This is a genomic window from Fibrobacterota bacterium (genome assembly GCA_019509785.1).
GTDB lineage: Bacteria > Fibrobacterota > Fibrobacteria > UBA11236 > UBA11236 > Chersky-265.
The window spans coordinates 67158-81552 of the sequence record JAEKLQ010000034.1; the positions used below are offsets into that span (position 1 = coordinate 67158).

Consider the following 14395-nt stretch of genomic DNA (forward strand, 5'->3'; position numbering starts at 1 on the left):
CGGGGCCGCCCTACCAGCCCGCCACGTAGGGAAGGGCCGCGGCGACATTTTCGACCCCGGCCAAGTTGGCCAAGAGCTCGTTGAGCGAGTTCCAACGGCCGCTGAGGAATTGGGAGCGGGGACCGGAAGGTAAGGCCGCGGACTCGCTGACCGGTCCCGTGACCTTGCCCGCTTCGATATCCACCGACCATTGGGCTTGGGGCTCCTTTTCGGCCGCGGCCATGAGACGGCCGAGCGCGGCTTCATCCGCCGTGAGGCAAGGGATGCCTAGGGACACGCAATTGCCGAAGAAGATCTCGGCGAAGGATTCGCCCACGATGGCCTTGATGCCCCAACGCTGGAGCGCCTGGGGCGCGTGCTCCCGCGAGGAACCGCACCCGAAGTTCTTGTTGACGAACAGGATGGAGGCGCCTTGGTAGCGGGCATCGTCGAAAGCATGGGTCTGGCCCTTGGCTTTCAGCCCTAAGCGATCGTCTTCGAAGGAATGCGGGCCCAGACCGTCGAAGACCACGCAGCGCAGGAAGCGCGCGGGAATGATGCGATCGGTATCGATGTCATTGCCGCGCACGGGGACGGCGCGGCCGGAAACCTTGGATATGATGGCGGCTTCGTTCATTTTGACTCCTTATACCCCGGCCATCGCGAAAACGGCGCGGGCATCGGCCACCTTGCCTTCGATGGCGGCGGCGGCGGCCATGGCCGGGCTCATCAGCAGGGTGCGGCCGGAGGCCGAGCCCTGGCGGCCCTTGAAGTTACGGTTCGAGGTGGAGGCGCAGATCTGGCGCCCCTGCAGCTTGTCCGGATTCATAGCCAGGCACATGGAGCACCCCGGCTCGCGCCATTGGAATCCGGCGGCGAGGAATATCTCCTTGAGCCCTTTGGCTTCGGCTTGGCGCTGGACGTCCTGGGATCCCGGCACGATCAGGGCCTTGACCTTGGGATTCACCTTGCGGCCCTTTACCAGGCGCGCCACTTCTTCCAAATCGGACAGGCGGCCGTTGGTGCAAGAGCCGATGAAAACCACGTCGATGGGCACGCCGGCGATGGGCTGGCCTTCCTCGAGGGACATGTACTCCAAGGCCTCCTTGAGCAGGGGCCGTTCGTCCGAGGGGAACGTCTCCACCGCGGGAATGGACCAGGTCACGGGCAAGGATTGCCCCGGCGTGATGCCCCAGGTTACGAAGGGTTCGAGCGCCGAACCGTCAAGCGTGAATACGTCGTCATACTCGGCGTCCGCATCGGAAGCGATGGACCTCCAATAGGCCAGCGCTTTGTCCCAAGCCGCGCCCGCCGGGGCGAAACGGCGGCCCTTCAGGTAGGCGTAGGTGGTTTCGTCCGGGTTCACGTAGCCGATGCGGGCGCCGCCCTCGATGCTCATATTACAGAGGGTCATGCGCTCTTCCATGGACATCGCGGAGATGACCGGCCCGGCGTACTCGTAGGCGTAGCCTACGCCGCCGTTCACTCCCAGCTTATTGATGATGGCCAGGATCACGTCCTTGGCGTAAACGCCCGGACGTAACTTCCCGGTTACGTTGATGCGGCGCACCTTGAGCTTGGACATGCTCATGGTCTGGGTCGCGAGGATTTCGGCGACCTGGCTGGTGCCGATCCCGAAAGCCAGGGATCCGAAGGCCCCATGGGTAGATGTGTGGCTATCCCCGCAGGCGATGGTCTGGCCCGGCTGGGTCAATCCCATCTCCGGGCCGATGATGTGGACCACGCCCTGGTTGCCCGTCCCCTCATCGAAGAAGGTAATGCCGGCTTCCTTGGTGTTCTGCTCGATGGCCACGAGCATTTCTTCCGCCAAGGCGTCCCGCAGGGGGCGTTTGCGCTCCGCGCCTTCGGTCGGGATGATGTGGTCCACCGTCGCGAAGGTGCGCTGGGGGTATTTCACCTTGAGCCCGCGCTGGCGCAACATGGAGAAGGCCTGGGGGGAGGTGACCTCATGGATCAGGTGGAGGCCGATGAATAGCTGGTACTGGCCCGAGGACAGTTTGCCGACCGTATGCTTGTCGAAGACCTTGTGGAAGAGATTCTTGCCCATTGATCAGAGTCCGTTGTTATGGAATACAGGGTTAAGGGTTTAGGGTAAAGGGTACAGGGTCAAGAGCGTTATGTATTTCACTTTACCCTGTACCCTTAACCCTTTACCCTTCTTGTAATTATAGTAAACGCAGTTAGCGTCTCGCGGTCACTCCACCGCCGCCGCCACCAGGCCGTCCAGGTGTTCTTCCGGATACAATCCTTGCAACTTTTCGCGGATGCGCCCGTCCCGGCCGATGAGGAAGGAGGTCGGTAGGGCTTCCACCCCGCCGAATTGATGCATGACTTCATCGTTACCGATGAGGACCGGATAGATGATGCCGAATTCTTTGACGATGGATTTGACTTTTTTGCCTTCCTGATCATCCACGTTGATGGCGACGACGCGGAAGTTCTTGTCGCGATACTTCTCATGGAGTTTCACCAAGGTGGGAACTTCCATGAGGCAGGGACGGCACCACGTGGCCCAGAACACCAGCAGGGTCACGCTCTGATCGTTTCCGGTCATGGTAAAAGTCTCGCCGGAATAAGTCTTGAGCGCTAGGCTCGGTGCCTTACCGCTGATTGCTCGTTTATCGCTGCAACCCGCCGTGAGCAGTAAGCTTGTTGCCAGGAAGGCGAGGGTCAGGTACCGGTAAAGCGAGGTGGGCAATGGATTCCCGGTGGATTATGGACGTGGATGTGTCCTAGAATATATCAAAAAACCGCGGAAAATACGGGGTTCGGAGTCATCCTTGTCCGAGAAATTGGGTGAAATTCTCTTAAGAGACGGCGTCGTTAGCCGGGAGCAATTGCAAGCCGCGTTACAGCTGCAATTGGAAAAAGGCAAAAGCCTGGGCGAGAACCTGGTGGCCATCGGGGCGATCGCATCGGTCGACGATATCGTTTGGCAGTTGGCGGCGCAAATCAATACCCAGGTCGTGAACCTGGCCGAGATGGAGCCGCCCCAGGAAATCCTGTCCCTCGTTCCCGAGGAAATGGCCATCAAGTACGGCGTGATTCCCGTGCAGAAGGAGGAACGCCTCATCCACGTGGTCATCGGCGATCCCCGCAATACCTCGGTGGTTGACGCCATCAAGTTCCTCACCGGCTGCAATGTGCGGGTATGGATGGCGCCCGAATCCCAGATCAAAAAGGCCGTGGATAAGTATTACGTCCATTCCGTTTCGACCACCGGGTTCGAGAACATCATCCAGGATGTCGAGGATCAAGACCCGGAAGTAGTCCAGGAAACGGGGCACGATGACGGCGCGGACGCGGACTACAACGTCATGGAGGCGCCGCTGGTCCGGCTGGTGAACAAGGTGCTCTCCGATGCCGTTAAGATCAGGGCCTCGGACATACACGTGGAGGCTTACGAAAAGACCGTACGCGTCCGCTACCGCATGGACGGCACCCTCGTCGAGCAGACCACCTTGCCATATCGCCTGAAGGGCGCCATAGTCTCCCGTATCAAGATCATGGCCAACCTCGATATCGCCGAGCGGCGGCTTCCCCAGGACGGACGCATCAAACTGGCCATCGGCAACAAGAAGATCGATCTGCGCGTAAGCGTCTTGCCCACCATCCACGGCGAAAAGGTGGTAATGCGTATCCTCGATCAGTCCAACCTGAACCTGGACTTAAGCACGATGGGCTTTTCGGAACGGGGCCTGCGGGACTTCCAGGAAGCCTTGAACTCGCCGTTCGGGATGATCCTGGTAACCGGTCCCACGGGTTCGGGCAAGTCCACCACCTTGTATTCAGCCCTCTCCGCGGTGAACAACCCGGACACCAACATCATGACCGCCGAGGATCCGGTGGAATACAACCTGGAAGGCATCAACCAGGTCAACGTCAACACCGATATCGGCCTCACTTTCGCGGCAGCGCTCAAATCCTTCTTGCGTCAGGATCCGGACATCATCATGGTAGGCGAGGTACGCGATCTGGAGACGGCGCAGATCGCGACCAAGGCCGCGCTCACCGGCCATCTCGTGTTATCCACGCTGCACACCAACGATGCGCCGAGCACCATAACCCGCTTGGCCGACATGGGCATCGAACCGTTCCTGATCGCCACTTCCGTGCGCCTGGTGATCGCGCAGCGCTTGATGAGGAAGATCTGTAAAGAGTGTAAAACCGAGGACACGCCGTCGACCGAGGAATTGCGCCTGTTGGAAATCTCCGATGCGGAAGCCAAAGGCATGAAGTTCTACAAAGGTACGGGTTGCACCACGTGCGCGGGAACGGGGTTCAAAGGCCGCGTGGCCATCCATCAGGTGTTGCCGGTGTCCGAAGCCATCAAAAAGCTGATCGTGGACCGCGCCACTCCGGACGAGATCGAAAAGGTTTCCATCGCCGAAGGCGTCACCAACCTGCGTATGTCCGCGCTGGAAAAGCTCAAGGCGGGCATCACCACGGCGCAAGAGGTGATTAAGACCACGAAATTATGATATTATTGCCTTGAGAAATTTGGGGATCGCCGAATGGTAAGCATACAAGAGCTGTTGAGCAAGATGGTGGAGATGACGGCCTCCGATCTGCACATAACGGCAAGCAAACCGCCTTTGTTCCGCGTGCATGGCAACTTGCGTCCGATGTTGACCGATCCTTTGTCCCCGGAAGACTGCCTGCGGCTGGCTTATGGCGTGATGAACGAGAACCAGCGCAAGAATTTCGAGAATAAGAAGGAATACGATTTCTCCTTCGGGGTAGCCAACCTGGCCCGCTTCCGGGCCAACGTATACCTGCAGCGGGGTTGCGTTTCCATGGCGGTGCGCCTCATCCCTTACGAGATCCTGACCTTGGAGCAACTCGGGCTGCCCCGCATTTTTTCCGACATCATCGATCGGCCTTCCGGATTGGTGCTGGTGACCGGGCCTACCGGCTCGGGCAAATCGACCACCTTGGCCGCCATGTTGGATAGGCTCAATGCCGAGCTCGAAGGCCATATCCTCACCGTCGAGGATCCCATCGAATTCGTGCACAAGCACAAGAAATGCATCGTCAACCAACGCGAGGTGAAGTCGGATACGGAATCGTTCGCATCGGCCCTGCGGGTGGCGCTGCGCCAGGATCCCGACGTGGTGCTCATCGGCGAAATGCGCGATCCGGAAACGATGGAAGCGGCATTGTCCATCGCCGAGACCGGCCATTTGACCCTGGCGACTTTGCATACGAATTCCGCCGCCCAGACCATCAACCGCATCGTGGACGCCTTCCCGGCGGGGGAGAAAGCCCAGATCCGCACCCAGCTGTCCTTCGTGCTGCAAGGCGTAATCAGCCAGGCCCTGCTCCCCAAAATCGGGGGCGGCCGCATATTGGCTTATGAGGTCATGATCATGACTTCGGGAATCCGGGCCATGATCCGGGACGACAAGGTGCATCAGATCCAGAGCGCCATCGAGTCGGGGTCCAAGTTCGGCATGAACACCATGAACGCCAAGCTGGTCGAGTTGGTACAGACGCGGAAAGTCGAACGCACTGACGCGCTGTCGCGCTCGTCCGACCCCGAACATTTCGAGAGGCTCTTGCAGGCCAATTTCAAGACCTGAGCAAGGGGGCGGAGGAAAAGATGGGGATGATGTTTAAACCGATGTCCGGCCTTACTAACCGGAAAGCCGGAGGCTAGGCGCCATGTCGAAATGGATATATAAGGGCAAGACCGCCGCCGGCAAGGAAGTGCAAGGCGAGTTGGAAGCCGCCAATAAGGGCGATGCCGAGATTCTGCTGCGTAAGAAGCGCGTCCGCGCCACCTCGGTTAAGCGCAAACCGATGGGCATGAAATTCAGCCTCGGCGGCGGCGTGCCCCTGAAGAACTTGGCGCGCTTCACCCGGCAGTTCTCGGCCATGACCTCCGCCGGCCTGCCGCTTATCCAGTGCCTGGATATCCTGGGCGAACAGACCGAAGACGAAACCCTGAAGCAATCCATCATGCAGGTGGCCACGGACATCCAAGGCGGCGCCACCTTGGCCGATTCCCTGAGCAAGCACAAGAAGATCTTTTCCGAGTTGTATTGCCAGATGATCGCGGCCGGCGAGGCGGGCGGCATCCTGGATACCATCTTGCTGCGCCTGGCGGAATACCAGGAAAAGGCGGAGGCATTGCGGCGTAAAATCAAGGGCGCCATGACCTACCCGGTCATCGTGGCGGTGGTCGCGGTGGCCGCCGTCGCCATCCTGATGATCTTCGTCGTGCCTATCTTCGCCAACATGTTCGCGGAGGGGAATGCCAAGCTGCCTTTGCCCACGCGCATCGTGATGGGGGCAAGCGATTTCATCCGCGGTTGGTTCCCGGCCATCTTCGCCGGCCTGGTGATCGGCCTGGTGGCGCTGTTCCGCTATTACAAGACCGATAAAGGCCGGCTCAAGCTCGATACCATACTATTGCAGACGCCGGTCGTCGGGGATCTGGAACGCAAATCATGTATCTCGCGCTTCACGCGCACCTTGGGCACCTTGCTCAATTCGGGCGTGTCCATCATCGATGCGCTGCAAGTGACGGCTAAAACCGCAGGCAATCGCGTGCTCGAATTGGGTATCTACAAGACCTTGGAAAGCATTTCCGGCGGCCAGACCATAGCGGACCCGCTCAAGGCCACGGGCGTATTCCCGCCCATGGTCATCCAGATGATCGCGGTGGGAGAGCGCACCGGCGGGCTTTCTGAGATGCTCATCAAGATCTCCGATTTCTACGATGACGAAGTGGATGCGGCGGTGGAAACCCTTACCTCCATGATCGAACCGATGGTGATCGTGGTTTTGGGATCCATCATCGGCGGGGTTCTGGTGGCCATGTACCTGCCCATGTTCGAGATGGCCAACACGGTCGGTTGAACGACGTGGAAGCCGGCCTTCCGGGACCGGAGCTGGCCGCGGAAGGCAATAGGGGAAGTAACGTCCACTCCGAGTCCGAAGAAGTCGGCCTCGACATCCTGGCGGTCGTCGTATCCCGGGTCGTCATGTTCGGCGTCCTGTTCTGGACGGTCCTCGCCCTCGGCCAGGAATCCCTGGCCCGCGGGCTTGTCCTAATCTACGGCGTCTCCACCATCCTCTACCTGGCGACTTGGATCGTCGCCTACCGTTCGCGCGGGGCTTCGCCCATCGGCTTCCTCTTGTTCTTCCAGTTCCTGGTCGAAGTCTCCGTGGAGGGGGCGATCTTCTATGCCAACGGGGCATACCTCTCCGATTACGGGTTGCTTTTCATCCTCACCATCCTCGGTTCCGGCTTTTTCTTCGGCTTCCGCGGCTCGCTGATCATGGCCGCCCTGGCCTCGGCCCTCCTAGGCTACGCGGGTTTGCTGCATTTGGGCCTACGCGACCCCTTCGGCATCGATCTACCCAATTTAATGGTCGAAACCGTGCAGGTTAGGTTCTTCCTTTATGCCACTTTGTTCTTCATGGTCGCCCTGCTTTCCTCTTCCTTGTCGGGAAGGCTCGCCGCGGCACGCCAGGCCTTGGCGGCCGGACGTCGCGATCAGGAGCTCTACCAGTTCAGCGCGGAAAGCGTCATGAACGATCTTCCTACCGGGCTCCTCTTCTTCGATGCCATGGACGGGCTCAAGCTCAAGAACCGGCCTGCCGAGGAATGGATCGGAAGGGCTTTGGAACCCGGTATGAGCCTATCGGGAGTGATGGGCGGGCTCTTGCGGGACGGGGTGTTGGACGAAATCCACTCGATGCGTGAAGCTTTCCCCATGCGCGAACTCGCTGTGGAAACGGCCCAAGGCGTTCCCCTGCATGTCCAAATCAAAATCTTGGCTAGGGAAGGCCGTTATCTGGGATGCGTTTTCATCCTTTTCGATTTCACCCAGGAACGACGCATGGCCCGCACCTTGATGCGCTCGGAGCGCATGGCCGCCTTGGGGGCCATGTCGGCGCGGATAGCCCATGAGATCCGCAATCCACTGGCTTCCATCAGCGGTTCGGCGCAGCTGCTCGGGGAACTCCCCTTGGCCTCCGATTCGGATCGCAAGTTAGTCAGCCTGATCGTTACCGAATCCACGCGCCTGAACCGAATCCTATCCGGCCTCCTGGATTACGCCCGGGACCGCGCGCCCTCGCTCCGAGAGGTGTCCGTAGCCGAGATTTTCAGGAAAATCCGCTCTTTGCTCGAAAAGGATCCCTGCTTCCGTCCGGAACTTGTCATCGTGCGGCAATTAGTGGAGAATGGGGACATTCGCTTCCGTAGCGATCCGGACCTATTGGTCCAGGTCCTGTTGAACGTTGCCTTGAACGCGGTCCAGGCCTTGCCGGAAGGCAGGGGCACGCTGGAATTCTCGGCCCGGCAAGCCGGAGATAACGTGAGCCTGGAAGTGAAGGACGATGGTTGCGGCATGGGCAAGGAAGCGGCGGCAAGGGCCTTCGAGCCGTTCTATACCAGCAAGCCCAACGGGACCGGGCTGGGACTGGCCGCCAGCCTCCATTATGTGCAGGCCTTGGAAGGAAATATTACTTTGGAATCTTCGGAAGGGACGGGCACCACCGTCGCCATCAACCTGCCCAAGAATCAGCACGGGATCGGATCGGTAAAGCATGGAAATTAAGATGCGTGCCAACGGCAAATGGACCGTGCTCGACATCAGCGGGCACATCAAGGGCAGTGAAGTGTCCCATTTCCGCGCAGCCATCCAGCGGGCCATTTCGGAAAAGAAGCTCTTTCTGGTCGCGAACATGGCGGATGTGGGTTTCATAGATAGCTCGGGCGTGGGCATGCTTATCACCTGCCACCAAGATCTCAAGGCCGCTGGTGGACGCTTGGTGCTAATGCGCCTTTCGGACGATATCTATGATCTCTTCGAGATGACGTCCATCGATCGGCTCTTCGAAATCGTCGATAATGAAGAAGAACTCGCCTCACGTTGAGTTTTTTGCGGAAAGGCCGGGCTGGCCGGTTCTTTTCCTGCGAAAATCGTTTAAGTTCGTCCTCTTCCCATCCGATAATCTGGAATAGAGGAAGATGGCCATGAAAATCGATAGAATCTCCCAGATATTCGGAATGGACCTGCAGAAGGTCTCCGGGTCGGGAAAAGGCCCGGAGAAGGCGGAAAAGACTACCAAGTCGGATTCCGTGTCCCTCTCCAAGCAGGCCAAGGAGCTTTCCAGCTCCTCTACCGAATCCATCGCCCGCCACGTCGACGCGCTTCCCGACATCCGCGCGGACAAGGTGCAGGATGCCAAGGAGAAGATTGCTTCCGGGTATTTCAATACTCCCCAGTTCGATGAAGAACTCGCGAGCCGGTTGATGAAGGACTTCGGGTTCTAACCGGATTCCCGGCTTCGGCCGCACGTTTTCACGAAATCCCCCCCGTCATGCGCATGTTACCCATCCTGGTGTTCGCCGCCTACGCGGCCGCGGTACCCACGCAAAATTCCCGCGCCGATTCTGCCGCCGCCCACGCGAAGAAATCCGTTCAGAACGCGGCCACGGCCAAATCCGCGTCGCCAAAACCCAAGCCCCAACCTACCGAATCCCATGACCAAGAAAGCGGGCGATCGCCTTCCTCGGCGTCCCGTCCTGATACTTCCTTCGCCCGGGCTTCGGAATGGGAATCCGCCGAGCCTGAAATCCTCGAATACGCGGTCAAGCGCCCAGGGGCGGAGGGTGATAGCCGCGGCAGGGGGCGCTTGCTTACCGAGCGACTGTTCCTGCGCCCGGACGGAACCACCTTGCGCCCTTCGGATGGCGCGGACGGGGAAAGGGATGCGACCGATATCCTGAACGCGGCGCTTTTGGAAGAGGAAGGAGGCGATGTCCCATTCTCGATAGAAACCGTGTGCCAATTTACCCGCAAGGGTAAGTTCAGCTTGCTCCGCCAAGAAGAGAGCCTGCAAGGCTGGCCCGGGACCACGCACCGAAGCTTGGATTGCCGCAGCCAGCCGCCCCGCCTGCGGGTCTCCTCAAGCGGCGGGGAAGCCCCGCGGGACACGCTGCTGGCCCGATGGCCCGTATACACTGAAGCCATGCTATTCACCTACCTACGGGCGATTCCGCAGCATGCGGGATATCATGAAGAGGTCTGGCTGCAAGACTGGGGAAGGGAAGGAAGCTTTCATCCCGTTCCCCGCTATGCGGAGATCACCGTGCATGCCAAGGAAATGGGAGTCCGGGACGTGGATACCTGGTACGTGACGGTAGATCGGGACGATGGCCGCCGAATGCAATTCTGGATCGGCGCATCGGGATTGCATGCCGTAGTCGTCGCCGAACTTTCCGATGGGACGGAATGGATCCTGAAGGGAATCTCCCGGAAAAAATATCGGCTTTGGTGAAGAGCACCGGCTTATCCGGCTTCACCTGATTTCACCTTCTTTCACTCCTTTTCACCAACCTCTTCACCTTCCCCCGTGATTCCGGCCCTTTTAAGGGCCGCGCAGCGGTTATTCCGAATGGCACCGCCTTTGCATTCCCTTCCCTTCGACCCGAATGGCGATAAGCCTGGAGGGCCAATGAACCCGGCCGCTTTCGAAAGGAAGCTGCCGCAAAAATGGACCAAAGGAGAAAAGATGTCCAAAGGAATCGAAATCACCGAGATCAACGTACACCCCGTAAAGAACAAGCTGCCCGACAGCCCGTTGGAAGCCTTCGTGCGGGTGGTACTGAACGATCAGCTGGTGATCAACAGTATTCGCGTGGTGAAAGGGAAGTTCGGATTGTTCGTGTCCTTCCCCCGTGAGTTCGACAAGGATAAAGGCAAGGGATACGGATATTGCTTTCCCATTACCCGCTCCCTGCACGAATACATGTCGGAGAAGATCTTGAGCGAATACCGGTTGGCGGCCGCCGCCTAAGCGGCCGAACGACCGGAGCTGAGCGCGGATTCCGAGAAGCGCTCATAGAAGTGGATGCCATTTCTAAGGCGGCCCGCGCCGCCTATTCGGTCCGGGCCCCGGACCCGGCCTCGACCGCGGCCGGGGCCCATTTCCTCACCACAAAAAGAATTAAACGAGAACAGAAGCATGAAAATTTCCGCCATTAAAATCGATCCCCATCACCTTCCCAATGGCCAAGTGCTGGCATCGGCCGAGGTGGTTCTCAACGACAGCCTGACCCTGCGAGGGATCAAGATCCTCCGCGGCCGCTATGGCTTGTTCCTGGCTTTTCCCGGGTTGCGAACGGGATCCCCCCAACGCGCTTTCGAGACTTTGTCGATGCGCTTCCGGAAGGAATTGCAAACAGCCGTCCTGGCGGCCTACCACGATTTCCAGACCACGCCGATTTCCCTTTTCGCGGGCTGCGCGACATGATTTTCGGGGCGTGCGGCTATGCACCGGGAAGCCAAGCATGTTATCGATAATCACGTCTTGCGCGCTCTCCGGAATCGATGCCTTTCCCATCACCGTGGAGGTCGATATCGCGCCCGGATTGCCGGGATTCACCATGGTCGGCCTGCCGGACTCGGCGGTCAAAGAGGCCCGGGAACGGGTATTCGCCGCCATCAAGAATTCCGGCTTCACGGTCCCCAGCAAACGTATTACCGTGAACTTGGCCCCCGGAGGAATCCGTAAAGAAGGCACGGCCTTCGATCTTCCCTTGGCCCTCGGTATCTTGCTCGCATCCGGTCAGGTCGAAACTGGCCCGCTCGATCCGTTCCTCATCTTCGGCGAACTCGCCCTCGATGGTAGATTACGCCCGGTGAACGGTGTCCTTTCGGCCGCCACCTACGCCAAGGATTCCGGAAGATTGGGCATCCTAATGCCCGCAGCCAACCTGGAAGAGGCCTCGCTGGTAACCGGCATCGGGGCCTGCGGGGCGGAAAACCTTTTGGAGGCGATCTCCTTCTTAAAGGAACCGAAGTTCTTGGATCGCGCCCTCCCGGCCTGGGATCCCGCTCCCGATTGCCAGGCGCTGGATTTCGCCGACGTGAAGGGCCAGGCCCATGCCAAGCGGGCCCTGGAAGTCGCGGCGGCCGGCGGCCATAACGTCTTGTTGATGGGGAGCCCGGGCTGCGGCAAGACTTTGCTGGCCAGGCGCTTGCCGTCCATCTTGCCCCCGATGAACGATGCCGAAGCCTTGGAAACCACCCGCATCGGGAGCGCTGCCGGCCTTAAGCGAATCAAGCCGACCTTTACGCGTCATCGCCCCTTCCGATCGCCGCATCATTCCATCAGCGTGCAGGCCCTGATCGGAGGCACGGCAGGATCGCGACCTGGCGAGGCCAGCCTGGCCCACAACGGAGTCTTGTTCCTGGATGAATTCCCGGAGTTCAAAGGAGACGTGTTGGAAAGCCTGCGGCAACCCTTGGAAGAAGGCAAGGTGACCATTGCGCGCGCGCAGCAAACCATCACCTATCCTTGCCGCGTGATCCTCGTCGCAGCCATGAATCCTTGCCCCTGCGGCAAGATGATGGACCTCCGCCGTCCATGCGTATGCCGGAGGGAGGAAATCCTTCGCTATCGCGCGCGAATTTCCGGGCCCCTCCTCGATCGGATCGATTTGCATCTGGAACTCGCCAGCCTGGAATTCTCGCAGTTGGTGGACGGTGAAAGCAGTGAACCTTCGGAGGCGATCAGGGATAGGGTTTCCAATGCCCGCCGCATCCAAACCGAACGCTTCCGCGGCGCCGAGGGCGTCTACTGCAATGCGCACATGGGCGCCGCATTGCTGAAGCGCCATTGTTCCTTGGCGGCCGGCCCGCGGAGGATGCTCAAGGAAGCCGTGGAGGTCCTTGGTCTTTCGGCACGCGCATTCGATCGGGTATTGAAAGTAGCGCGTACCATCGCGGATCTGGATATGAGCCCGGGCATTTGCGATGCGCATATGGCCGAGGCGATCCAGTATCGCAGCTTAGATCGGGAGTTGCGGGACGACGGATAATCGGCAACTCCATGCATGCACAGGTGAGGATTACCTTGGGGATTTGGAAGAAATCGCGATTGTGGATACCGAAAAAAATACCGCCGGGACTAAAGGTTTTGCTTTTTGCGCCGATATATAGGCTAGGGGAAGCTCCATCGCGACATGCGGGGAACGGTCCATCAGGGAGGGTGGCCTATGCGGATCGAAAAGCACATACAGGATCAGCTAGCGCATAAGTACGCGCAGGGGGCCAAGGATAAGGGGAAAATCCTCGAGCAGCTCGCCACCGGGAAGCGGATAAACCGGGCCTCCGACGATGCGGCCGGGATGGCGGTCGCCGTCGAATTCGACAAGCAGGTACGCGCCTACCAGAATGCCGCGGAGAACATCCAGGCCGGGATGAGCGCCATGAACATCGCCGATGGCGGGGCCTCGAACATCTCGGACATGCTGCAACGGCAGCAAGAGCTGGCTGTCCAGGCGGCCAATGGGGCTTATAATCAGGATCAGCGCGACGCCATCGATAAGGAGTTCCAATCCCTTTCCCAGGAAATCGATCGCGAATCCAAGTCCACGGATTTCAACGGTCAGCAATTGTTGGACGGCAGCGGTGGGCTGGCGAACGGCACCGGTACCGTGCAAACGGGGGACGGAAGTTCGGATACCATTACCTTATCCGCAGCGGATCTGACGCAGAATGGCTTGGGTTTGGCAGGCCAGAGCTTGAGTTCGCCGGCAGCCGCGTTGCGTGCGATGGGTTCCATCGATGCGGCCATGAAGCGCGTCAACGATACGCGGGCGGCAGACGGCGCCACGGCCAATCGTTTCGACTTCGCCCTGTCCAATGCGCAGAACCAGCAGGTGAACACCGCCCAAGCCCTGTCCAATATCCAGGATCTGGACTACGCCCAGGGCTTGACGGAAAAAGTCAGTTCCGATCTCCTACAGAACTCGCAACAGGCGGCCATGAGCCAATTCAACCAGATCTCGCGTACCCAACTGCTCGCGCTTCTCCAGTGAATTTGGTACATTCGTAAGGTTCCATAACCTGAGGGGGCGCAAAGGTTTCGACGGGATTGGATGAGCTAACAGTCGCATGCCGAGGATTCTGGTTGGCCTCGTAAAAAAACCGGAAAAAAAGAACTGCAGAAGAATCATATTCTTATGCAATGGCTGCCTAATTAAAAGTTAGGTGACCACGGTTCGGCGGTCGCCGCCTTAAAGGCCGTCGAATTGCAATACTCTGAGGCTGGGTCTCCCTGATGTCCGGGCGGGGAAGCCGAGAAAATCCGGGCTAGCGCTTCAGAGAACCGATTCCTTGGGTGCTCTGGGGAGCGAGAATCAAATCAGGAAGAAAGCATGTAGGAGCGATTGGCAAGTTGATTTCGGACGCGGGTTCGATTCCCGCCGCCTCCACCATTTCCGCCCGGATGCATCAACCGGGTCGGCAGAAGAACGGCTCCCTCCTCTAGGGAGCCGTTCTCGTTTCGGCCCATGGCGCATCGGATGAACCAGAAGACCGGCAGGATAAATTGATTCGAGGGTTACGAATAGTGTAAAATGACTCAA

At 59.2% G+C, this 14395-nt stretch carries 14 protein-coding genes and 1 other RNA gene; 12 read left to right on the forward strand and 3 right to left on the reverse strand.

Going from position 1 to position 14395, the window contains the following annotated elements; translation table 11 throughout:
- Nucleotides 1-10: 10 nt before the first annotated feature.
- From JF616_09310 to JF616_09320, 3 genes are all read right to left on the reverse strand, one after another.
- Nucleotides 11-616 carry a 3-isopropylmalate dehydratase small subunit gene (locus JF616_09310; protein MBW8887940.1) on the reverse strand — a complete coding sequence of 202 codons (606 nt, stop codon included), beginning with the start codon at nucleotides 614-616 and terminating at the stop codon, nucleotides 11-13.
- A 9-nt stretch (nucleotides 617-625) separates the two neighbouring features.
- Nucleotides 626-2047, reverse strand: a complete 1422-nt coding sequence (gene leuC, locus JF616_09315; GenBank protein MBW8887941.1) for a 3-isopropylmalate dehydratase large subunit — start codon at nucleotides 2045-2047, stop codon at nucleotides 626-628.
- Between the two features lie 147 nt (nucleotides 2048-2194).
- A complete protein-coding gene (locus tag JF616_09320) occupies nucleotides 2195-2698 on the reverse strand; it encodes a TlpA family protein disulfide reductase (GenBank protein MBW8887942.1) in 504 nt (167 codons plus the stop codon).
- An 82-nt stretch (nucleotides 2699-2780) separates the two neighbouring features.
- Between JF616_09320 and pilB the strand changes: the two genes are divergently transcribed.
- From pilB to ssrA, 12 genes are all read left to right on the forward strand, one after another.
- Nucleotides 2781-4481, forward strand: a complete 1701-nt coding sequence (gene pilB / locus JF616_09325; GenBank protein ID MBW8887943.1) for a type IV-A pilus assembly ATPase PilB — start codon at nucleotides 2781-2783, stop codon at nucleotides 4479-4481.
- Nucleotides 4482-4514: 33 nt separating this feature from the next.
- Complete coding sequence (locus tag JF616_09330) at nucleotides 4515-5582, forward strand: type IV pilus twitching motility protein PilT (GenBank protein MBW8887944.1); 1068 nt, start codon at nucleotides 4515-4517, stop codon at nucleotides 5580-5582.
- Nucleotides 5583-5664: 82 nt separating this feature from the next.
- Nucleotides 5665-6864 (forward strand): type II secretion system F family protein, encoded by a 1200-nt coding sequence (locus JF616_09335; GenBank protein ID MBW8887945.1) that lies wholly within the window; start codon nucleotides 5665-5667, stop codon nucleotides 6862-6864.
- Nucleotides 6861-8573, forward strand: coding sequence for a hypothetical protein (locus tag JF616_09340; protein ID MBW8887946.1), 1713 nt, complete (start codon nucleotides 6861-6863; stop codon nucleotides 8571-8573). The genes JF616_09335 and JF616_09340 overlap by 4 nt, the downstream gene beginning before the upstream one ends.
- Before the next feature lies 1 nt (nucleotide 8574).
- A complete protein-coding gene (locus JF616_09345) occupies nucleotides 8575-8892 on the forward strand; it encodes an STAS domain-containing protein (GenBank protein MBW8887947.1) in 318 nt (105 codons plus the stop codon).
- Between the two features lie 100 nt (nucleotides 8893-8992).
- Nucleotides 8993-9292, forward strand: coding sequence for a flagellar biosynthesis anti-sigma factor FlgM (gene flgM, locus JF616_09350; GenBank protein ID MBW8887948.1), 300 nt, complete (start codon nucleotides 8993-8995; stop codon nucleotides 9290-9292).
- 47 nt (nucleotides 9293-9339) lie between these two features.
- Nucleotides 9340-10299 carry a hypothetical protein gene (locus JF616_09355; protein ID MBW8887949.1) on the forward strand — a complete coding sequence of 320 codons (960 nt, stop codon included), beginning with the start codon at nucleotides 9340-9342 and terminating at the stop codon, nucleotides 10297-10299.
- A 234-nt stretch (nucleotides 10300-10533) separates the two neighbouring features.
- Entirely contained in the window at nucleotides 10534-10818 is a 285-nt protein-coding gene (locus JF616_09360) for a SpoVG family protein (protein ID MBW8887950.1), read from the forward strand.
- A gap of 168 nt (nucleotides 10819-10986) precedes the next feature.
- The gene (locus tag JF616_09365; protein MBW8887951.1) at nucleotides 10987-11274 is read left to right on the forward strand and encodes a septation protein SpoVG family protein; all 288 of its coding nucleotides are present in this window, start codon (nucleotides 10987-10989) and stop codon (nucleotides 11272-11274) included.
- Nucleotides 11275-11311: 37 nt separating this feature from the next.
- A complete protein-coding gene (locus JF616_09370; GenBank protein ID MBW8887952.1) occupies nucleotides 11312-12844 on the forward strand; it encodes a YifB family Mg chelatase-like AAA ATPase in 1533 nt (510 codons plus the stop codon).
- A gap of 177 nt (nucleotides 12845-13021) precedes the next feature.
- Nucleotides 13022-13846, forward strand: a complete 825-nt coding sequence (locus JF616_09375; GenBank protein MBW8887953.1) for a flagellin — start codon at nucleotides 13022-13024, stop codon at nucleotides 13844-13846.
- Nucleotides 13847-13878: 32 nt separating this feature from the next.
- Nucleotides 13879-14245: a transfer-messenger RNA gene (ssrA, locus tag JF616_09380) on the forward strand.
- Nucleotides 14246-14395 lie beyond the last annotated feature (150 nt).